18 protein-coding genes are annotated in these 21,418 nt (G+C 64.2%); 11 read left to right on the top strand and 7 right to left on the bottom strand.

The features are described 5' to 3' along the window. Positions 1-41: 41 nt before the first annotated feature. Positions 42-1,145, bottom strand: coding sequence for an AraC family transcriptional regulator (locus ISX93_RS12750; RefSeq protein WP_195779114.1), 1,104 nt, complete (start codon positions 1,143-1,145; stop codon positions 42-44). A 237-nt stretch (positions 1,146-1,382) separates the two neighbouring features. Here ISX93_RS12750 and ISX93_RS12745 point away from each other — a divergent pair, with 237 nt between their 5' ends. Continuing rightward, positions 1,383-2,810, top strand: a complete 1,428-nt coding sequence (locus ISX93_RS12745; protein ID WP_195779113.1) for a DUF1254 domain-containing protein — start codon at positions 1,383-1,385, stop codon at positions 2,808-2,810. A gap of 104 nt (positions 2,811-2,914) precedes the next feature. Here the strand turns inward: ISX93_RS12745 and ISX93_RS12740 are convergent, their stop codons facing one another. From ISX93_RS12740 to ISX93_RS12730, 3 genes are read right to left on the bottom strand one after another with little or no spacing between them, the layout of a single operon-like run. Further along, the gene (locus ISX93_RS12740; protein WP_195779112.1) at positions 2,915-4,372 is read right to left on the bottom strand and encodes an efflux transporter outer membrane subunit; all 1,458 of its coding nucleotides are present in this window, start codon (positions 4,370-4,372) and stop codon (positions 2,915-2,917) included. Further along, positions 4,369-7,551 carry an efflux RND transporter permease subunit gene (locus tag ISX93_RS12735; RefSeq protein ID WP_195779111.1) on the bottom strand — a complete coding sequence of 1,061 codons (3,183 nt, stop codon included), beginning with the start codon at positions 7,549-7,551 and terminating at the stop codon, positions 4,369-4,371. The genes ISX93_RS12740 and ISX93_RS12735 overlap by 4 nt, the downstream gene beginning before the upstream one ends. Before the next feature lie 15 nt (positions 7,552-7,566). Next, positions 7,567-8,703, bottom strand: coding sequence for an efflux RND transporter periplasmic adaptor subunit (locus ISX93_RS12730; RefSeq protein WP_195779110.1), 1,137 nt, complete (start codon positions 8,701-8,703; stop codon positions 7,567-7,569). Between the two features lie 278 nt (positions 8,704-8,981). Here ISX93_RS12730 and ISX93_RS12725 point away from each other — a divergent pair, with 278 nt between their 5' ends. Beyond that, positions 8,982-10,391, top strand: a complete 1,410-nt coding sequence (locus tag ISX93_RS12725) for a DUF1254 domain-containing protein (protein WP_195779109.1) — start codon at positions 8,982-8,984, stop codon at positions 10,389-10,391. A gap of 206 nt (positions 10,392-10,597) precedes the next feature. On the opposite strand, the gene ISX93_RS12720 is transcribed toward ISX93_RS12725, so the two are convergent. Both ISX93_RS12720 and ISX93_RS12715 read right to left on the bottom strand, forming a co-directional pair. After that, positions 10,598-12,265, bottom strand: coding sequence for an acyl-CoA dehydrogenase family protein (locus ISX93_RS12720; RefSeq protein WP_195779108.1), 1,668 nt, complete (start codon positions 12,263-12,265; stop codon positions 10,598-10,600). A gap of 2 nt (positions 12,266-12,267) precedes the next feature. Beyond that, complete coding sequence (locus tag ISX93_RS12715) at positions 12,268-12,903, bottom strand: TetR/AcrR family transcriptional regulator (RefSeq protein ID WP_195779107.1); 636 nt, start codon at positions 12,901-12,903, stop codon at positions 12,268-12,270. A 186-nt stretch (positions 12,904-13,089) separates the two neighbouring features. Here ISX93_RS12715 and ISX93_RS12710 point away from each other — a divergent pair, with 186 nt between their 5' ends. The 5 genes from ISX93_RS12710 to ISX93_RS12690 all read left to right on the top strand — a co-directional run bounded on the left by ISX93_RS12710 (position 13,090) and on the right by ISX93_RS12690 (position 17,141). Further along, the gene (locus ISX93_RS12710) at positions 13,090-13,887 is read left to right on the top strand and encodes a hydroxymethylpyrimidine/phosphomethylpyrimidine kinase (RefSeq protein WP_195779106.1); all 798 of its coding nucleotides are present in this window, start codon (positions 13,090-13,092) and stop codon (positions 13,885-13,887) included. A gap of 6 nt (positions 13,888-13,893) precedes the next feature. Further along, entirely contained in the window at positions 13,894-14,526 is a 633-nt protein-coding gene (gene thiE / locus ISX93_RS12705) for a thiamine phosphate synthase (protein WP_195779105.1), read from the top strand. A gap of 19 nt (positions 14,527-14,545) precedes the next feature. After that, positions 14,546-15,832: a glutamate-1-semialdehyde 2,1-aminomutase gene (gene hemL / locus ISX93_RS12700; RefSeq protein ID WP_195779104.1), complete on the top strand. Its 1,287-nt coding sequence runs from the start codon at positions 14,546-14,548 to the stop codon at positions 15,830-15,832. Positions 15,833-15,834: 2 nt separating this feature from the next. Continuing rightward, positions 15,835-16,470, top strand: coding sequence for a hypothetical protein (locus ISX93_RS12695; protein ID WP_195779103.1), 636 nt, complete (start codon positions 15,835-15,837; stop codon positions 16,468-16,470). Between the two features lie 95 nt (positions 16,471-16,565). Beyond that, the gene (locus ISX93_RS12690; protein WP_195779102.1) at positions 16,566-17,141 is read left to right on the top strand and encodes a tetratricopeptide repeat protein; all 576 of its coding nucleotides are present in this window, start codon (positions 16,566-16,568) and stop codon (positions 17,139-17,141) included. A gap of 7 nt (positions 17,142-17,148) precedes the next feature. Here the strand turns inward: ISX93_RS12690 and ISX93_RS12685 are convergent, their stop codons facing one another. After that, complete coding sequence (locus tag ISX93_RS12685) at positions 17,149-17,472, bottom strand: DUF1820 family protein (RefSeq protein ID WP_195779101.1); 324 nt, start codon at positions 17,470-17,472, stop codon at positions 17,149-17,151. Positions 17,473-17,594: 122 nt separating this feature from the next. Here ISX93_RS12685 and miaB point away from each other — a divergent pair, with 122 nt between their 5' ends. From miaB to ISX93_RS12665, 4 genes are all read left to right on the top strand, one after another. Next, positions 17,595-18,923: a tRNA (N6-isopentenyl adenosine(37)-C2)-methylthiotransferase MiaB gene (miaB, locus tag ISX93_RS12680; protein WP_195779100.1), complete on the top strand. Its 1,329-nt coding sequence runs from the start codon at positions 17,595-17,597 to the stop codon at positions 18,921-18,923. A gap of 111 nt (positions 18,924-19,034) precedes the next feature. Beyond that, complete coding sequence (locus ISX93_RS12675) at positions 19,035-20,054, top strand: PhoH family protein (protein WP_195779099.1); 1,020 nt, start codon at positions 19,035-19,037, stop codon at positions 20,052-20,054. After that, positions 20,047-20,502, top strand: coding sequence for an rRNA maturation RNase YbeY (ybeY, locus tag ISX93_RS12670; protein WP_195779098.1), 456 nt, complete (start codon positions 20,047-20,049; stop codon positions 20,500-20,502). Before ISX93_RS12675 ends, ybeY begins: the two co-directional genes overlap by 8 nt. Before the next feature lie 33 nt (positions 20,503-20,535). Continuing rightward, positions 20,536-21,375, top strand: coding sequence for an HlyC/CorC family transporter (locus ISX93_RS12665; RefSeq protein WP_195779097.1), 840 nt, complete (start codon positions 20,536-20,538; stop codon positions 21,373-21,375). The last annotated feature ends 43 nt before the right edge of the window (positions 21,376-21,418 follow it).

Below are 21,418 nucleotides of genomic sequence, written 5' to 3'. Positions count from 1 at the left end.
GCCTGCGTAAAGATGACAGGGACAATCTCTGCGCTGCACCACTACGACAACCGCGCCGATTGCTCTTCGCGACGCCAGCGTCCAGGGGTCGTGCCGGACCAGCGGCGGAAGGCGCGGGTGAAGGTGACGGTATCGGCAAAGCCCAGCTGGCTGGCGATTTCAATCATAGCCACGCGGGAGTCCCCAAGCAGTTGTCGGGCCAGATCAAAGCGGACCTGGTCGAGCAACGTCTGGTAGGTGATACCGCCCGCCCGCAGCCGCCGCGATAGCGTGCGCCGGTTCATGCCGAAACAGCACGCCACTTCCTCCTCGCTGAAACGACCAGCAGCCAGCAAGGCCTGCATCACTCGGGAGATGCGCCCCATCACCTGGAGGTGATTGCCGCTACTGTTCTGCTGACGTGCCTGGCTCAGCAGCAGCCCGTGCAGTACCGGGTCCGCTCCAGGCGGACGGCGATCAAGGTAGGCGGCATCGAACAGCATTGCGCTGCTGGAACTGCTGAAACGCAGGTTAGCGCCGAAGACACTGCGAAACAGCGATGTATCAGCGGGCGCGGCATAGGCGAAGCACACTTCGCGCGGTCGGAACCCTGGACCACAGAGTTCGCGAAGGAAGTTAAGCATGCTCGCCAGCGAACCGAAGGTGAGCTGATCTGCGCCGGGACTGGCCGGATCCAGCACGTCGTAGCCGAATACCGCATCGCTGCCACGCCGTGAGAGAAACGGTACCACCGCCTGATTCTGGATCTGGTAGAAGTCGGTAATGCAGTTGAGGGCGGCCTCGACCGTCTCCGCGCTGGTCGCCAGATAACCTAGCAGACCAAGCGCCCGCAGGTTCGTCTGCATGCCCACACGCAGGCCAAAATCGGCCAGCCCAGTGAGTTCGACCGCACGCGCGCCCAGGCGACCGATCAGGTTCGCCGGAATCAGGTTCTCGGCATCACTGAACGTCATTGGTGCCAAGCCGAACTCGGCCAGCAGGACATAGGGATCAACCCCGTCCCCGGCCAAAACTTGTGGCAGGGCAAGCGCACCACCAACACGGCGCACGGAATCCAAAATTGCTGGCCGCCCCAGTCCGCGCCCCGTGCCTTGATGGTCACCGGGAGCCTGCGCGGCTTCCAGTCCGCCGCCTTTCGGGTTCATTTTTGTCTCCATTTGTCAAAAAATAACCACCGTAATCAATTGAAAAGCGCTTCTGACAACTTAGCATTTTAAGCGCCTGGAACACGCGCAGCATCGACCGTCGCCGCTGGCGGTTACCGCCCGAATGCCTGCATGCCAGCAGGCATAGCCCCAGCGCCATTGCCTGGATATCCAGCAACCATTCACGGATTACCCGCGAGTCCGTCACTACTGACCAGCTATCGAGAGGTACCCTCAATGCCAATCAAAAAAACCCTGCAGCTATCCGCGATAACGCTGGCAGCCCTGAGCGCTACAAGCCTGCAGACCACATTGGCAGGAGAACTGTCCGCCAGCGAAGCACAGCAGATCGCCACTGACGCCTACGTCTACGGCTACTCGCTGGTCACCACTGACGTCACGCGCATCCAGATGTCCAATGTGGACAAGGCTGAAGGCCTGCATGCACCTCTGGGGCAATTTATAAATATCAAACGCTACCCGCCGGGAGACTACCGCGGCGTGTCGGCACCCAATGCCGACACCCTGTATTCAGCCGGCTGGATTGACCTGTCCGAGCCGCAGGTATTCAGCCATCCCGACATGGGTAATCGCTACTTTCTGTTCCCCATGTACGACCTGTGGATGTCCATCCTCCAGAGCCCTGGATCTCGTACAACCGGCGGCAAGGCCGGCAACTTCCTGCTCACCGGTCCGGACTGGAAGGGCGAGGTGCCCAAGGGCATGACGCACTACAGGTTCGGATCACGTTACATGCTGATCCTTGGCCGTACCTATGCTGATGGCACCGATGCTGACTATGCGGCGGTCAACGCGCTGCAGGCTCAATACAAGATCACCCCGCTCTCGGCCTGGGGCAAGCCATACACGCCAGTGGCTCCGGCGGTTGATGCAAACCCTGGCATTTCCATGTCCGACAAGCCACAGGCGGTTATTCTGGCGATGGGCACTGAAGGTTACTTCAACTGGCTGAGCCAGCGTATGTGCAAGGACGCTCCGGCCTACGCGGCCGATGCGCCGACGCTGGGGCGTTTCGCCAGGATCGGATTCGCGCCGTGCAAGCCCTTTGAGCTGGCCAAGCTTGATCCGGCCGTGCAAGCTGCGCTGAAAGACCTGCCCAAGACGGCGCTCGATACCATCGGCGCCAACCAAAAGAGCCTTGGCACGGTGGTCGATGGCTGGCAGATCACCAAGGGACTGGGTCAGTACGGTACTGACTACATGAAACGCGCGGTGGTGGCTGCCTTCGGCTGGCCGGCCAACCTGCAGGAAGACGCGGTCTATCCCTACACAACGATTGATGCCGATGGTCAGACGCTGACCGGCGCCAACAACTACACGATCACCTTTGCCAAGGGTCAGCTTCCACCGGCGAACGGTTTCTGGTCCTTCACAATGTACATGATCGACCAAGGGTGGTGGTTCGTGCCCAATGCGCTCAACAAGTTCACCGTCAGCCCTCGCGACAACCTCAAGACCAATGTCGATGGCTCGACCACGCTGTACTTCCAGAGGGAGTCGCCGGGCAAGGACAAGGAATCCAACTGGCTGCCGGCACCGCAAGGGGAGTTCATCCCGATGCTGCGTATGTATTGGCCGAAGGAGAAGAATCCGTCGATTCTCGACGGCAGCTGGATGCCGCCGCAGATTGTGCGCGTCCGGTAAAACGCATCGCCCGCCAGATCAACGCTGTAAATAAAAAAGCCCCTGGCGTCATGCACCAGGGGCTTTGCGTTTCTGCGTCGATGGCCGATGGGCAGTCTGCGTGACTATTGCTGCGCGGGACTCGCAACGGGCGCCAGTACCGAAACTCCGGCTTTAGTCATGGCCGCGGCCTTGTCCACCCAGCCACCGCCCATCGCCTTGTAGATAGCCGCCAGTGCCGCTTCGCTGCTGGCGGTGGTGCGCGCCAGAGTGAGCTGGGCCGGGAACAGCTGCTGCTCGGCCTGCAACACCGTCGAGTAGGGCGAGTAGCCGCCGTCGTACTGCAAGCGCGCCAGACGCGCGTAATCACTCAGGGCCGCTACCTGCTTGCGCTGGGACTCGACCTGTTGCAGCAGGCTGGCGCGCGCGCTCAATGCATTGCTGACATCACCGAAAGCGGCCTGAATGACCTGCTGATAATTCAGCAAGGCCGCCTGCTGGTTGGCCTCGGCCTGGGCGACCTGGCCACTGATCAGGCCGGCGGTGAAGATCGGGCCGATGAACGAGCCAGTGTAATTCCAGGTTTTCGCCGAGCCGCTGAACACATCAGACAGCTCCGAACTGGCACCACCGAAGTTGCCGGTGAGCGAGATCGACGGAAAGTACAGCGCCTTGGCGGCACCGATCTGCGCGTTGGCCGCAATCAACTGCTGCTCGGCCTGCATGATGTCCGGCCGGCGCTCCAGCAACTGCGAAGGCAGACCGGCCGGAATGGCGGGCGAGCCCATCTGCTCAAGCGGCTTGCCGCGCGGAATCGGTCCGGGATTGCGCCCGGCCAGCAGGGACAAGGCATTTTCCAGTTCGACGATCTGCTGTTCGATCCGCGGAATCTCGGCGGCTGCGGTCTCGTACTGGGAGCGCGCCTGGGCCACGGTCATCTCCGAGGTCTGGCCATACTTGAACTGCAGTTCGAAGTACTTCAGCGACTGCCCGTAGGCATCCAGCGTCTTGCGCGCCACTTCCAGTTGCTGGTCGAGGCCGCGCAATTGCAGGTAGCCGGTCGCCACACCGGACACCAGCGACAGGATCACCCCGCGCCGTGCTTCCTCGGTAGCCAGCAGATTGGCCTCGGCGGCCTCGGACTGGCGCCGGATGCGCCCCCACAGATCGATTTCCCAACTGGCGGTGAAGCCGGCCTGGTTGAAGTCCTGCGGATTGACCGTACCGGGCGCGACAGCCCCGTCGCCGGACTCGCTGTAGCGGGTACGCCCGGCGTCAGCCGAATAACCGAACTGCGGAAAGATCGGCGCACGGGTGGTGGTCAGAAGCCCGGCAGCGGCCTGCACGTTAGCGGCAGCGATCTGCGCGTTCCAGTTGTTGGCCAGCGAATCACTGATCAGCTGATCCAGTACCGGATCGTTGTATTGCTTCCACCATTCGGTGTCGGCTGTTTGCGCCGTCTGCTTGGGCTCGAAACGATACGCTTCAGGCGTATCGATACCCGGCCGCAGATAATCCGGGCCAACCATGCAACCGGAGGCGCCAGCGGCCATCATGGCCAAAACCAGAATGCGCAACTTCATGGCTGTTCTCCCTTGCCTGTGCTCGCCTCGGCGTTAGCCACAGGCTCCTGCTGCGGAGGGTTCGCCTTGCCAAACACCCTTTCGCTGGCGCTGGAGAGCAACCAGTAGAACATTGGAATAAAGAACACCGCGATGACCGTCGCCGCCAGTGAGCCGCCAATCACCCCGGTACCAATCGAATGCCGGCTGTTGGCCGAGGCACCACTGGCAATCGCCAGCGGTACCAGACCGAGAATGAAGGCAAACGAGGTCATCACGATCGGCCGCAGACGCAGACGCGCGGCTTCTGCCGCCGCATCGAAGAAGGACATGCCTTCCTTGCGGTTCAGCTCGACGGCAAACTCGACAATCAGGATGGCGTTTTTCGCCGCCAGGCCCACCAGGGTCAGCAGGCCGATCTGGAAGTACAGGTCATTCGCCGTGCCGCGCAAGGCAATGGCAATCAGCGCGCCGAGAATGGCAAAGGGCACGGCCATCATCACCCCCACCGGCAGCGACCAGCTTTCGTACTGGGCCGCCAGAATCAGGAAGACGAAGATCAGCCCGAAGATAAAGGCGATGGCCGAGGTCGAGCCCGAACTGACCTGTTCACGCGCCTCACCGGCCCAGTCATAGCCGTAGCCAGAGGGCATCTCCTCTTCAACCACCTGGCGAATCGCTTCCAGCGCCGCACCCGAGCTGACCCCTGGCGCAGGCGCGCCATTGATGGCAATCGCCGGGTAGTTGTTGAAGCGCGTGGACAGATCCGGTCCCACCACAAACTTGGGCGTGACCAACGCCGACAGCGGCACCATGTCGCCGTCACGGTTCTTCACATAGAAACGCCCGATATCTTCCGGCGTCATGCGGTATTTCGGCTCGGCCTGCAACACCACCTGATACAAGCGGGAGTCTTTGGGGAACTGGTTGACGTAGAGCGAGCCGAACATGGTTTGCAGGGTGTTGTAGGCGTCCTGCACGGCCACGCCAAGCAGCTCGGCCTTGTCCCGGTCGACGTCGACCAACAACTGCTGGCCATTGGCGCGGATGGTGGTGTTAACCCCGGCCAACTCCGGCCGGGTCTTGGCCTTGGCAATGATCTTGTCGACCACCGCCGCCAGGTCGGTGAAGCTGCCACTGCCCTTCTGCTCGATCCATATCTGGAAGCCGGCAGTCACCCCCAGCCCGGGAATCGACGGCGGGTTCAACGGCACCACCAGGCCATCCTGGAATCCCGCCGTTTCCTTGCGCAACTTGGCCAGCACGTCATCGGCCTGCATGCCTGGCCCCTGGCGTTCCTCGTAGCCCTTGAGGGAAACGAACAGCAGACCAAAGTTGGTCTTGTTTTGCGAGTCGATCAGGCTGTAGCCGTCGACCTGGGTAACGTTCTCCACCGCCGGGTGCTGGCGGGCCAGTTCGGCCACCCGCGCCCCAATCGCTTCGGTGCGATCCAGACTGGCCGAATCCGGCAGGAAGTACGGCACGAACAGGTAGCCCTGATCCTCGGCCGGGACGAAGGCGGTCGGCAACAACTTGAACAACCACACGGTGGCCAGTATCACCAGCACAAAACCGGCCATGGCCAGCTTCCAGTGCTGCATGACCCACTTCACCCCGACCACATAGTGGTTGGTGACGCGGTCCATGTTGTCATCGAACCATTTGTAGAAGCCTTTCTTCTCGCCGTGCTTGGCCTTGATCAACAGCACGGCAAGCGCCGGCGACAGGGTCAGCGCGACGATGCCGGAGAACAGCATGGACAGGGCGATGGTGATGGCGAACTGCTTGTACAGTGCACCGGTAATGCCGCCGAGGAAAGCCACCGGAATAAACACCGCGTTGAGCACCAGCACCACCGCCACCACCGGCCCGCTGACCTCGTCCATCGCCCGTTTGGCCGCCGCCCTGGCGCTGAGGCCAAACTGGATCATGTTGCGCTCGGTGTTTTCCACCACGACGATGGCATCATCCACCACCAAGCCGATGGCCAGGATCATGCCGAACAAGGTGAGCATGTTGACCGAGAAGCCCATCAGCAACATGCCGACCATGGCGCCGAGAATGGAGATGGGTACCGCAATCGCCGGGATAATGGTCAGGCGCAAGCTGTGCAGGAACACGAATACCACCAGCACCACCAGCACCACCGCCTCGAAGAAAGTATGGATCACCTCCTTGATCGAGTCCTGCACAAACAGCGTGGTGTCCAGCGCTACTTCATATTCCATGCCTTCAGGAAAGCTCTTGGACAACTCATCGAGGGTGGCGCGGACATTCTTCGACACCTCGATGGCATTGGAGTCCGCGCCTACCTGCTGATACACCGCAATCAGCGTGGCCGGCTTGCCCTGGTAGCTGGTGCGCAGGTCGTAGTTCTGCTTGCCCAGTTCGGCGTAACCGACATCCTTGACCCGCAACAAGGCCGCGCTGGCGTTGTCCGCGCGCAGGATCATGTTGTTGAACTCTTCCGGTTCGGTAATCGAGCGGGTGGTGGCCGGGAAGGTTTGCACCACGGGACCCTCAGTAGGCGGTGCGCCGATCCGGCCCACGGCAAACTGCTGGTTCTGCATCTTGATCGCGTCGGAAATCTCGCTGGCGGAGATGCCTACCTGCTGCATCCGGTCGGGTTTGAGCCAGATGCGCATGGCGTAATCCGGCACGCCGAAGATCGCCGCCTGGTTGGCTCCCGGGATGCGGTTAACGGCGCCGAGAATCTGGGTATTGGTGTAGTTGCCGATGAAGTTCTCGTCGTAACGGCCGTCCGGCGAATAGATCGCCAGCACCATGAGGAAGGACGTGGTTTTCTGCTGCACCTTGACGCCCTGGGCCTGCACCGCCTGCGGCAGCTTCGACAAGGCCTGGCTGACGCGGTTCTGCACGTCCACCTGGGCCAGGTTGGGGTCGGTGGAAATATCGAAATACACATTCAGGGTGTAGTTGCCGGTCGAGGAACTGGTCGACGACATGTACAGCATGTTGTTGGCGCCGTTGACCTGCAGCTCGAGCGGCGCACCGACGTTCTGCCCGACCAGTGTGGCGTTGGCGCCAGGGTAGTTGGCGGTGACCTGGATCTGTACCGGGGTGATCTGCGGAAACTGGGCGACGGGCAAAGAGACCATCGCCACCAGTCCGGCAATGGAAATAATCAGCGCAACCACCACCGAGAAAATCGGCCGGTCGATAAAGAAGTGCGAAAACATGGGCTAGGTCTCTGACTATTGGACGGCGGGAGCGGGTTTGGCGGTTGCTTCGGTCGCTTTTACCAGCACGCCCGGAGCCAGCTTGGCCATGCCATCGACCACCACCACATCACCGGCAGCCAATCCTGAGCGAATGAACCATTGATCCTTGTACCAACTGCCCACCTGCACCGGGCGGATCTGCGCCTTGCTGTCCTTGTCCACCACGATCACGAAATGCCCTTTGGCACCCTGCATCACCGCCTGCTGCGGCACCACAATGGCGTTCGGCGCTATCGAGCCCAACAGCGATACCCGCACAAACTGCCCCGGCCTCAGCTCCGCATTGGGATTGGGCACCGTGGCGCGCAGCAGGTAGGTACCGGTGCTCTTGTTGAAATCGGCATCGGCAAAGGTGATGCGCCCGCTCTGCGCGTACTGCTTGCCATCCGCCAAGCCCAGCCTGACTTCGTAATCCAAATTTTCTGGCTGTTGCAGGACGCCGCTGCGGACCAGACCGCTGATTTCCAGCAACTGATTCTCCGACAGGCTGAAATTGACATAGATCGGGTCAACCTGATCGACATAGGTCAGCAGGTTATTCGAAGAACTGACGTAAGCGCCTTCCTGCACCCGGGCGTAACTCGAACGTCCGGCCAGGGGCGAGGTAATGGTGGTGTAGCCCAGATTCAGCTGCGCCTGCTCGACATCGGCGCGCGCGGTCTGCACGGCGGCGGCAGCCGACAGCTCCGAGCCAACGGCGTCATCCAGGTCTTTCTGGCTCAGCGCATTCAGCTCCACCAGCGGCTTGACCCGTGCCAGATTCTTTTTCGCCGTTTCCCAGCGCGCTTCCTGGGCGGCCAGAGCGCCCTTGGCCGCATCCAGCTGCGCCTTGAACGGCTTGGGGTCCTGCAGGAACATGACCTGCCCGGCTTTGATCATGCTGCCTTCGGTATACACCCGCTTGTCGAGAAAACCGTCTACCCGCGCCATGATGGTCACCTGGCGCGAACTGACCGTCTGCCCGTCGAACTCAGGAACAATTTGCGTGTCCTTGGGCTGAACCTTGAGCACCGTCACGGCCACCGCTGGCCGCTCGGCCACCTCCGGGGCATCCTTGCCGCAGGCTGAAAGAAGGACCAAAGCCACAAGGGCGGCGGGTAACCGGCGCATTGAAATACTCCTGAGCCTGCAAAAGGGAGGAAACAGATTGTCACAGTATCGATTACCGCTAACGACACGGTCAAACAATAAGACTCGGCCAGGCAATGGCTGCCGCACCCGCTGAAATGCCGACGCTGAAGGCATTGCTAGCATCCTGAATCGACGGAGTAGTTGCCATTACTCCCAGAACAACCCGCGACCCAATAACTGGAATTAGTTCCATTTTTTATCTAGCATCCGAAGCGCCTTCAGGTTCCGCTTGCAGCCATTCAACATTGGAGTTTTCCATGTTCAGACCGTGCCTACTACTTGCCGCCATGGCTTACAGCCTGACGGTCTACAGCAACACGACCTTGCCGGCCGACAAGGCCGGCCAGATCGCCATGGACGCTTACGTCTACGGTTACTCGCTGCTCACCACCGAAGTGACCCGCGTGCAGATGACCAACGTGGCCAAGGCCGAAGGCCTGCGCGCCCCGCTGGGCCAGTTCATCAACGTCAAGCGCTACCCGCCCGCCGAATTTCGCGCGGTGTCCGCGCCGAACGCCGACACCCTCTACTCGCTGGGCTGGCTCGATCTGAAGGAGCCGCAGGTGTTCAGCCACCCGGACATGGGCCAGCGCTACTACCTGTTCCCGTTCACCGACCTGTGGATGACCGACTTCTACACCCCGGGCACCCGCACCACCGGCGAGAAGGCCGCCGACTTCCTGGTCACCGGTCCCGGCTGGAAGGGCGAAGTCCCCGCGGGGATGACCCATGTGCCGGTGAAGACCCGCTACACGGTGATCCTCGGCCGCACCTACGCCGATGGCAGCGAGGCGGATTACCAGGCCGTGAACGCCCTGCAGGCCCAGTACAAGATCACCCCGCTGTCGGCCTGGGGCCAACCCTATACGCCGCCCGCAGAAGCGCCCTTCGACCCGAACCCCGGCTACAGCATGACCGACAAGCCGCAGAAGGTGATCCTCGACATGGGCGTCGATGGCTACTTCAACAAGCTGGCCCAGCTGATGTGCGAAGTCGCGCCGCCGGCCGCTGAAGATGCACCCATCCTGGCGCGCATGGCGCAGATCGGCATCCAGCCATGCCAGCCGTTCGACAGCAGCAAGCTCGGCGCCGAGACCCAGGCCGCCCTCAAGGACCTGCCGCAACGCGCACTGGAACAGATCGGTATCAACAAGGCGAAGATGGGTTCGCTGGCCAATGGCTTGATCATCAGCAAGGGCCTCGGCGTGTACGGCACCGACTACATGAAGCGCGCGGTGGTGGCCGCCTTCGGTTGGCCGGCCAACCTGCAGGACGATGCGGTCTACCCCTATACCGAGGTCGACAGCAACGGCGAAAAACTTAATGGCGCCAACCGCTACACCCTGACCTTCGCCAAGGGCCAGACCCCGCCAGTCAACGCCTTCTGGTCGATCACCATGTACATGGTCGACCAGGGCTGGTGGTTCGTGCCCAACGTGCTGAACAAGTTCACCGTCAGCCCGCGCGACAAGCTGGTGTACAACGCCGATGGCTCGCTGACCCTGTACTTCCAGCAAGAGTCGCCGGGCAAGGACAAGCAGGCCAACTGGCTGCCGGCGCCCAAGGGCGACTTCGTGCCGATGATGCGCATGTACTGGCCGAAGGAAACCCAGCCCTCGGTGCTCGACGGCACCTGGGTACCGCCGAAGATCGTCAAGACGATCTGACGCCTGACGATTGCGCACTATAAAAGCCCCCGCTGGCATGCCACCGGGGGCTTTTTCGTCGGCTATGTCCCAGCCAGCTGCTCGCGCGAAACCTGTAGGAGCGAGCTTGCTCGCGATGCTTTTGCCCGTGCCTATCATCGCCAGCAAGCTGGCTCCTACAAAGATCAAAAGCTGCGCGGCAAAATCATCTTCGCCGCCAGCCCGGCTCACGCCAGATGCGGCGTGCTGCGCGCCAGCAGCGCCGCGGCATCCACGCCGCGTGGCAGGGTGCCGTAGACGCGCCCGCCCTCGCCACCCAGGCGGCTGGCGAGGAAGGCGTCGCTGACCGTGCTGTTGCCGGCTTCCAGCAGCAGCTTGGCCTGCAGCGCCAGGGCCACGTCCTCGGTGAGCTGGCGCGCGCGGTACTGGATGTCTGCGGTGTCGGCGAAGCCGGCCTTGAGCTTGTTGATCTGCGCCTTCAGGCGCGCATCGCCATGGCCGTCGCCCAGCTCGACGAACAGCGCATCGAGCACGCCCGGCTCCTTGGACAGGGCACGCAGCACATCCAGGCACTGCACATTGCCCGAGCCTTCCCAGATCGAGTTGACCGGCGCCTCGCGGTACAGCCGCGGCATGATGGTTTCCTCGACGTAGCCGGCGCCACCCATGCATTCGGAGGCCTCGGCGATCATTGCCGGCGCGCGTTTGCAGATCCAGTACTTGCCGATCGCGGTGACCAGCCGGGCGAACTTGTCCTCCTGCGCATCGTGCGGGTTGTCCAGTGCCCGGCCCATGCGCATGGTCAACGCCAGCGCCGCCTCGCTTTCCAGCGCCAGGTCGGCCAGCACGTTCTGCATCAGCGGCTGTTCGGCCAGCACGCGGCCGCCGACCTGGCGGTGCGCGCAGTGGTGGCTGGCCTGGGTCAGGGCCTGGCGCATCAGGCTGCTGGAACCGATCATGCAGTCGAAGCGGGTCAGCGCGACCATCTCGATGATGGTCGCCACCCCGCGGCCTTCCTCGCCGACCAGCCAGGCCAGCGCGCCGCGGTACTCGACTTCGCTGGAGGCGTTGGCCCAGTTGCCCAGCTTGTTCTTCAGGCGCTGCACATAGAACTGGTTGCGCGTGCCGTCCGGCCGGTGCCGCGGCAGCAGGAAGCAGGACAGGCCCCTGGCGGTGTAGGCCAGGGTGAGGAAGGCATCGCACATCGGCGCCGAGCAGAACCACTTGTGCCCGACCAGCTCGTACGGCTGCCCCGGACCAGCGCTACCCACTGCATGGGCGCGGGTGGTGTTGGCGCGCACGTCGGTGCCGCCCTGCTTCTCGGTCATCGCCATGCCGATGGTGGCCCCGCTCTTCTGTTCCAGCGGCAGGTTGCTTGGGTCGTAGATGCCGGACAGCACCTTGGGCAGCCAGATCTCGGCCAGGTCCGGCTGCAGGCGCAGGGTCGCCACGCTGGCGTAGGTCATGGTCAGCGGGCAGGCATTGCCGGCCTCCGCCTGGTTGTGCAGGTAGTTCAGCGCGGCGCGGGCGACCTGCGCGCCGGGGCGCGGGTCGGTCCACGGCAACGAGGGAATGCCGTGCTCGATGGCGGTGTGCATCAGCTGGTGATAGGCCGGGTGGAACTCCACCAGGTCGATGCGGTTGCCGTAGCGGTCGTGGCTCTTGAACACCGGCTTGTTCTCGTTGGCGAGGAACCCGGCCGCCATCAGCGTACCGCCGGCCAGGCCGCCATACACGCTCAGCTGATCCTCGGCCCAGCCGCCTCCGAAGCGCCGGGCCCACTCCTGCAGCGGCAGGTCGAGACGGTAGAGGTTGGCGCCGTCGAGTGATGGCACCTGGTTGAGGACTTCATGGGTTTCGGCAAATTGACTGCCGGCAAATGACTGCAGTGACATGGCTAGTACTCCTTGGCGCCGACCGCGCGCAGGCAGAAGGTAATCAGATGGCGGCTGATCTCGGCCGCGTTGCTGGCCGTTCGGCCAGAGTCCTGCGCTACCCGCGCCGCCGGCGCCAGCGGCCCGACCAGCGCCTCGGCGATCGCCCCGACCAGGCAGGCCGACGCCAGGCGGATCTGCTCGACCTGGAAATCACCGCTGGCCACCCCCTCCGCAAGCAGGCGACCGAACAGCTCGGCATAGGCCTCACGATAGCGCAGGCGCTGCTCGTCGACCTCCGGCTCGACCGGCTCGGCAATCAGGGCAAAGGCCAGCTGCCGGCTGTGCCAGGCCCGCGTGGCAAACTGGCGGATGCCCTGTGCCAGGCGCGCGCCCGGCGTGCCCGGCGCGGCGAAGGCCACGGCCAGCGCCTCGACCTCGCGGCCGCTGGCGCTGGCGAACACCTCGCAGGCCAGCTGCGCCTTGTTGCGGAAATGCCGGTACAAGCTGCCGGTGGCCAGGCCGACATCGCCGGCCAGCGCCTGCATGGTCAGGCTGGCAAAGCCGCCGTCACTGACCCGCGCCAGGGCGCACTCGAGGATCCGGGCGCGCAGCTCCTGGTCGCGGTCGAGGCGCAGGCTGGTGGTGCGATAGACCATAAATGAATCCCGGTTCAGACCTTGAAGAAGTGAACCATGCTTCAGCTTTTGCCGGAAGCGGCATTTCAGCCATTTCCGCGACAGATACACGCCCTGCTCATTCAGGCCTGAACAATCGTCACCCCGCAGCGCACCTTTAGTGGGCGGAATCAATAGTGATAAGCTTGCCGGCCTATGAATATCCCCATGAACTTCGCCCCTTCCCGACCGGTCGTGCTCTGCCTGTCCGGCCACGATCCCAGCGGCGGCGCCGGCCTGCAGGCCGACATCGAAGCCCTGCTCGCGCAAGGCTGCCACGCTGCGCCAACCGTCACCGCGCTGACCGTGCAGGATACGGTCAATGTTTCCGCCTTCCGCGTGCTCGACCGTGACTGGGTGCTGGCCCAGGCCCACGCGGTGATCGCCGACCTGCCAGTGGCCGCCGTCAAGCTGGGCATGCTTGGCTCGGTGGAGATGGTCGATACGGTGGTCGAGCTGATGCAGTTGCTGCCCGGTGTACCGCTGGTCTGCGACCCGGTGCTGCGCGCCGGCGGTGGCGGCTCGCTGGGCAAGGATGATGTCGGCTACGCCATGCGCGAGCGCCTGTTGCCGATCGCCGCGATTGCCACCCCCAACCTGCCGGAGGCGCGCATCCTCGCCGAACTGCCGGACGGCAGCGCCGACGAGTGCGCCGCCAAGCTGCTGCCGTTCTGCCAGTACCTGCTGATCACCGGCGGCCATGGCGACGAAACGGACATCCACAACCGCCTGTATGTGCGTGGCGGCCAAGCGCATACCTTTACCTGCGCGCGCCTGCCCGGCAGTTACCACGGCTCCGGCTGCACCCTGGCCAGCAGCCTGGCCGGGCGCCTGGCCCTCGGCGAGGAACTGGTCAGCGCCGTGCGCTCGGCCCTCGACTACACCTGGCGCACCCTGCGCGACGCCGAGCAGCCGGGCCGCGGCCAGTATGTGCCGCGCCGCCTGCCGCTCGACTTCTGCAGCTAGCCGCGGATGGCCAGACTGCGCGGGCTTTACGCCATCACCGACAGCCAGCTGCTGGCCGATGGCCGCCTGCTGCCCTATGCCGAAGCCGCGCTGAAAGGCGGCGCGACGCTCCTGCAGTACCGTGACAAGTCCAGCAATGCCGCGCAGCGCCTGCGCGAAGCCGAGGCGTTGCACGAGCTGTGCGTCCGCCACGGCGCCGCGCTGATCATCAATGACGATGCCGAACTGGCCGCGCGAATTGGTGCCGGCGTGCACCTGGGCCAGCAGGACGGCTCGCTGGCGGCGGCCCGCGCCCTGCTCGGCCCGCACGCGCTGATCGGCGCCACCTGCCACGCCCGGCTCGAGCTGGCGACCCAGGCCGTGGCCGAAGGCGCCAGCTACGTGGCCTTCGGCCGGTTTTTCCAGTCGCAGACCAAACCCGGCGATGTCTGCGCCACCCCCGCATTGCTGGCTGCGGCCCGGCGCGACATCCGCCTGCCGATTGCCGCCATCGGCGGCATCAGCCTGGACCACGCGCCCGCACTGATCGCCCAGGGCGTCGACCTGCTGGCCGTGATCCACGCCCTGTTTGCCGCCGCCGATGCCACCGAAGTCGAACGCCGCGCGCGCGCCTTCAGCGAACTGTTCCATACCGTTTAACGTTTACGAGAACCCTGCCATGACCCGTTCGGAAATCCTCTTCAACAACGCGCAGAAACACATTCCCGGCGGCGTCAACTCGCCGGTACGCGCGTTCCGCAGCGTCGGCGGCACGCCGCTGTTCTTCAAGCATGCCGAAGGCGCCTATGTCACCGACGAAGACGGCAAGCGCTATGTCGACTACGTTGGCTCCTGGGGCCCGATGATCCTCGGCCACGGCCACCCCGACGTGCTCGAGGCCGTGCGCCAGCAGCTGCAGCATGGCCTGTCCTACGGCGCGCCGACGGCCATGGAAACCGAGATGGCCGACCTGGTATGCAGCCTGGTGCCGTCGATGGAGATGGTGCGCATGGTCAGCTCCGGCACCGAGGCGACCATGAGCGCGATTCGCCTGGCCCGCGGCTTCACCGGGCGCGACAACATCATCAAGTTCGAGGGCTGCTACCACGGGCACTCGGACAGCCTGCTGGTCAAGGCTGGCTCCGGCCTGCTGACCCAGGGCGTGCCCAGTTCCGCCGGTGTACCTGCGGACTTCGCCAAACATACCCTGACCCTGCCGTTCAACGACCTGCAGGCGGTCGAGACCATGCTCGGCGAAGTCGGCAGCAGCGTGGCCTGCATCATCGTCGAGCCGGTCGCCGGCAACATGAACTGCGTGCCGCCGGCCCCGGGCTTCCTCGAAGGCCTGCGCGCGCAGTGCGACAAGCATGGCGTGGTGCTGATCTTCGACGAGGTGATGACCGGTTTCCGCGTCGCCCTCGGCGGTGCGCAGGCCTATTACGGCGTCACCCCGGACTTGTCGACCTTCGGCAAGATCATCGGCGGCGGCATGCCGGTCGGCTGCTTCGGCGGCAAGCGCGCGATCATGCAGTGCATCGCCCCGCTCGGCCCGGTGTATCAGGCAGGCACGCTGTCCGGTAACCCGCTGGCGATGGCCGCCGGCCTGACCACGCTGAAGCTGATCAGCCGGCCGGGCTTCCACGCCGAGCTGAGCGAGTTCACCAGCCGCCTGCTGCAGGGCCTGCAGGAGCGCGCCGATGCCGCCGGCATCGCCTTCGTCACCACCCAGGCCGGCGGCATGTTCGGCCTGTACTTCAGTGGCGCGGACGACATCGTCACCTTCGACGACGTGATGAGCAGCGATGCCGAACGCTTCAAGCGCTTCTTCCACCTGATGCTGGACGGCGGCGTGTACCTGGCCCCGAGCGCCTTCGAGGCTGGCTTCACCTCGATCGCCCACGGCACGCAGGAGTTGCAGATCACCCTGGATGCCGCCGAGCGCGCCTTCGCCGCACTGCGCGATTGAGCATGCAGTACAGCACTGCCTTGAGTGATGCCATCCTCGCCCTCGCCTGCCTGGCCTGCCTGCTGCAGCCGGGCCTGCGCCAGGTGCTCGGCGCGGCGGGCGCAGGCCCGCGACGATTCTGCATCCAGCTCGGCTTTGCCCTGCCGGCGGCCGCCGCGGCAGTCGGGGCGGTGCGTTTCGGCCTGACTGCGGATGCCCGCGAACTGCATGGCTGGCTTAGCCGCGCCAGCAGCTTCCTCGGCCTGCCGCTGCTGGGCCTGGCGGCACTCAGCCTGAGCCGTGGCTGGGACTGGCAGGGGCCGGCCTGGGGCCGCTTGCTGCTGGGCCTGTGTGCCGGCTTCGAACTGTTCCGCCAGCTCGGCTGGAGTGACGAGTACCGGCTGCTGCTGCAACTGGGCAGCCTGCTGCTGATCCTGTATGCCGGCCTGAGCCAGTGGCCGTGGCGCCGCCCCGCGCTGCTGGCCCTCGGCGTGACCAGCCTGTTCATCGTCGCCGGATTGCTGGTGGGTACCGAGGGATTTGCCGGCCCGTTTCGGCGAGTCGACCTGTTCCATGCCCTGCTCACGCCGGCCTATCCGCTGCTGGCCTGGCTGCTGGGCGGGCTGGCTGCTGGCAAAAGCCCGGCAAAGCCTTTGTAAGAAGGCCGGCGCTTCATCCATAATGCGCAACACAGCGCACCGCGCCGGCCGGGCAGGCAGGCAGTCCGCAATCGCTTCCGAGGCACCAGGATCACATGAACCGCACCAGTCGCACCCTGCTCACGGGTTGCCTGCTGCTTCTGGCTTCGCTGCCAGTCAAGGCAGCGGATAACTCGTTGCTGGTGCCGATCACGGGCAGCTGCATGCTCAACACCCCGCCCGAGCAACTGGCCGAAGCCGTCAACGCCTGCCAGCGGGCTGCCCAGGCTGGCGACATCGAAGCTCAGTTCGAACTCGGGGTTTTTCATTACAACGGCGAGTACAAGGGCGAGCTGCGGCAGCGCGACCTGTCCCAGGCGCTGTTCTGGTTCGAGCAAGCCTCGCTCAAGGGCCACGCCCAGGCCCAGTACTATCTGGGGCTGATGTTTTACCGCGGCGAAGGCGTACCGGAAAACCCGGTCCAGGCCTACATCCTGCTGAAGATGTCCGCGGTCAATGGCGCGGAAGAGGCGCTGGACGCTGCCGACCAGGTCTATCAGCAGATGTCGCGCAGCCAGGTCGAGATCGCCAACCAGGTGCTCGGCGAGATTTTTCGCGACTACCTGCTCGAACTGCAGGGCCTGGAGCAATCCACCCAGCCGGGCTTCCCCGCCGAGCCGCCGCTCAACTAGCGTTCAACTAGCGCTCAGGCATCGGCATGGGAAACGGCATGACATTGCCGCTACCCTTGGCCTCGCTGATCTTGGGGGTGCCCAGGCGTTCCACTTCATCGATGCGCACGATGGCATGCATCGGCACGAAGCTGCGCACCACGCCATCGAACTGCGCCTTGAGCTTTTCTTCGCTGGGGTCGACGACCATCTGCGTGCGTTCGCCGAAGACAAATTCCTCGATTTCCAGGAAGCCCCACAGATCGCTCTGGAAGATTTGCTTGGCGTACATCTCGTACACCTGGCCCTGGTTGAGGAAAATGACCTTGTAGAGTGGCTCTGGCTTGCTCATGGATGGCAGTGGACTGAAGAAAGGGGGTGCGCAGCTTAGCACAGGCTCCCGACGCACGACGCTAGGAAGCTGCCGGCGACGCCCCTATAATCGCTGCCCCTTGCACACTTCCGACGACCAGCATGACCAAGAAGCTCTATATCGAAACCCACGGCTGCCAGATGAACGAGTACGACAGCTCGCGCATGGTCGACCTGCTGGGCGAGGATCAGGCGCTGGAAGTCACGCAGGATCCGGCGGAAGCCGACCTGATCCTGCTCAACACCTGCTCCATCCGCGAGAAGGCCCAGGACCGGGTGTACTCGCAACTGGGGCGCTGGCGTGAGCTCAAGCTGGAAAATCCGGACCTGGTGATCGGTGTCGGCGGCTGCGTGGCCAGCCAGGAAGGCGCGGCGATCCGTGACCGCGCCCCCTATGTGGACGTGGTGTTCGGCCCGCAAACGCTGCATCGCCTGCCGGAAATGATCGCTGCCGCGCGCAGCACGCGCCTGCCGCAGGTGGATGTCAGCTTTCCCGAGATCGAGAAATTCGACCGCCTGCCCGAGCCGCGCATCGACGGCCCGAGCGCCTTCGTTTCGGTGATGGAAGGCTGCAGCAAGTACTGCACCTTCTGCGTGGTGCCCTATACCCGTGGCGAGGAAGTCAGCCGGCCACTGGCCGATGTGCTGCAGGAAGTGACCCACCTGGCCGAGAACGGCGTGCGCGAAGTCAACCTGCTCGGGCAGAACGTCAACGGCTACCGCGGCAGCCGCCCCGACGGGCAGATCGCCGACTTTGCCGAACTGCTGTATGCGGTGGCGGCGATCGACGGCATCGACCGCATCCGCTACACCACCTCGCACCCGCTGGAGTTCTCCGACGCGCTGATCCGGGCGCATGCGGAAATCCCGCAGCTGGTAAAGTTCGTGCACCTGCCGGTACAGGCTGGTTCCGACCGCATCCTGGCGGCGATGAAGCGCAACCACACGGCACTCGAATACAAGTCGCGGATCCGCAAATTGCGCGCAGCGGTGCCGGATATCTGCGTCAGCTCCGATTTCATTGTCGGCTTCCCCGGCGAGACCGAGAAGGACTTCGAGCAGACCATGCAGCTGATCGAGGATGTCGGTTTCGACTTTTCCTACTCTTTCGTCTACAGCGCCCGCCCCGGCACCCCGGCGGCTGACTTGCCGGACGAGACCCCGGAAGAGCTGAAGAAACAGCGCCTGCAGATCCTGCAGAACCGCATCAACCAGCAGGGCTTCGAGATCAGCCGGCGCATGGTCGGCAGCACCCAGCGCATCCTGGTCACCGACTTTTCCAAGCGCGACCCGGGCAAGCTGCAGGGCCGTACCGAGAACAACCGCATCGTCAATTTCCCCTGCAGCAATGCACGGCTGATCGGCCAGTTCGTCGACGTGCGCATCGACGATGCCCTGCCGCATTCCCTGCGCGGCACGCTGCTCGCATAGCGCGACGCGCCGCCAATCCGCCCGGCCGGGCACGCCTGTGACTTCCCGCAGGGCCCGCCGAGGTTTATTCTTGCCACTCCTTTTCTGCCTGCAGGCGGCCAGCACACCACCTTGAACGCGACCCTGGAACTCCACAGATTCACCCTAGAACCCTTCGATGCACAGCGCTTCGCCAACCTGTGCGGGCAACTCGACGAGCACCTGCGCCTGATTGAACAGCGCCTGGCCATCGAGATCCGCAACCGCGGCAACCAGTTCGAACTGATCGGCGATGCGCGCCGCACCCAGGCCGCCGAGTTTCTCCTGCGCCGCCTGTACCGGGAAACCAGCGCCAGCCAGCTGAGCCCCGACCTGGTGCACCTGTTCCTGCAGGAGTCTGCCGTCGAGGACCTGGGCAGCGAAAAGAACGACGCCAGCGTCAGCCTGAAGACGCGCAAGGGCATGATCCGCCCGCGCGGCACCAACCAGCAGCGCTACGTCAAATCGATCCTCGAGCACGACATCAATTTCGGCATCGGCCCGGCCGGCACCGGCAAGACCTACCTGGCGGTAGCCTGCGCGGTGGACGCCCTGGAGCGCGAGCAGATCCGCCGCATCCTGCTGGTGCGCCCGGCGGTCGAGGCGGGCGAAAAGCTCGGCTTCCTGCCCGGCGACCTGTCGCAGAAGATCGACCCCTACCTGCGCCCGCTGTACGACGCGCTCTATGAAATGCTCGGCTTCGAGGCCGTGGCCAAGCTGATCGAGCGCCAGGTCATCGAAGTCGCGCCGCTGGCCTACATGCGCGGGCGCACCCTGAACAACAGCTTCATCATCCTCGACGAGAGCCAGAACACCACCGTCGAGCAGATGAAGATGTTCCTCACCCGCATCGGCTTCGGCTCCACCGCGGTGATCACCGGCGACATCACCCAGGTCGACCTGCCGCGCGGCACCAAGTCCGGGCTGAGCCACGTGATCGACGTGCTGCGCGACGTGCCCGGCATTGCCTTCACCCATTTCCAGCCCAAGGATGTGGTGCGCCATCCGCTGGTGCAGCGCATCGTCGAAGCCTACGAGCGTCACGAGAACCGCCTGCACGGCAAGCACGACAAACAGACGGGCACCCCGGAAGCAGGCAGCGGGCATGCTTGAACTGGACCTGCAGCTGGCCAGCACGGCGCCCGACCTGCCGAGCGCTGCCGACTTTCGCCGCTGGTGCGAACTGGCCCTGCGCCAGCGCACGGCCGACTCGGAACTGACTATCCGCCTGGTCGACGAAGCCGAAGCCCGCGAGCTCAACCACACCTGGCGGCACAAGGACTACGCCACCAACGTGCTGTCTTTCCCGGCCGACATTCCCGACGGCCTGCTCGACATTCCGCTGCTCGGCGACCTGGTGATCTGCGCCCCGGTGGTGGCCCGCGAGGCTGCCGAACAGGGCAAGACGCTGCCCGCGCACTGGGCCCACCTGGTGATCCACGGCTGCCTGCACCTGCTCGGCTATGACCATATCGACGAGGCCGAAGCCGAGGAAATGGAAACCCTGGAACGGGAATTGCTGGCTGAACTGGGCCACCCTGATCCGTACGATGACGAATAACCACCAATACAGTAGGTACCCGGGTAAAACACCATGAGCGAAGACCGATCGAGCAACGAGCACAAATCCTGGCTGGGCAAGCTGAGCCAGGCCTTTGCGCACGAGCCGAGAAACCGCAAGGAACTGCTGGACATCCTGCGCGACGCGCATCACAACAAGCTGCTCGACAGCGATGCGCTGGCGATTGTCGAAGGCGCCATCCAGGTCGCCGACCTGCAGGTCCGCGACATCATGGTGCCGCGCTCGCAGATGATGAGCATCAAGGTCGAGCAGAGCCCGGCCGAATTCCTCCCCGCGGTGGTCGAAGCCGCCCACTCGCGCTATCCGGTCACCGGCGAAAGCCTGGACGAGGTGCTCGGCATCCTCCTGGCGAAGGATCTGCTGCCGCTGATCCTGCAAGGCTCCGAGCAGCGGTTCGACATCCGCCAGCTGCTGCGCCCGGTAACCTTCGTGCCCGAATCCAAGCGCCTGAATGTGCTGCTCAAGGAGTTCCGCGCCAAGCGCCAGCACATGGCCATCGTCATCGACGAATACGGCGGCGTGGCGGGCCTGGTGACCATCGAGGACGTGCTGGAGCAGATCGTCGGCGAGATCGAGGACGAGCACGACGTCGAGGAGGACAGCTACATCAAGCCGCTGCCCAGCGGCGACTTCATCGTCAAGGCGCTGACCCCGATCGACAGCTTCAACGACTTCTTCGAATGCGACTACTCCGAAGACGAGTTCGACACCATCGGCGGCCTGGTCATGAGCGCCTTCGGCCACCTGCCGATGCGCAACGAAGTGACCGAGATCGGCGCCTTCCGCTTTCGCATCATCAACGCCGACAGCCGCCGCATCCACCTGCTGCGGGTAACCCCGCTGAACAGCTGAGCCGCCGCGCTGCCCCGCTGTGACAGCGCCTCCGCGGCCGGCA

Source organism: Pseudomonas sp. N040 (assembly GCF_015637705.1).
In the GTDB taxonomy this organism is placed as follows: Bacteria; Pseudomonadota; Gammaproteobacteria; order Pseudomonadales; family Pseudomonadaceae; genus Aquipseudomonas.
The sequence above is the reverse complement of the archived record's forward strand: the minus strand, read 5'-3'. Positions and strand labels throughout refer to the sequence as shown.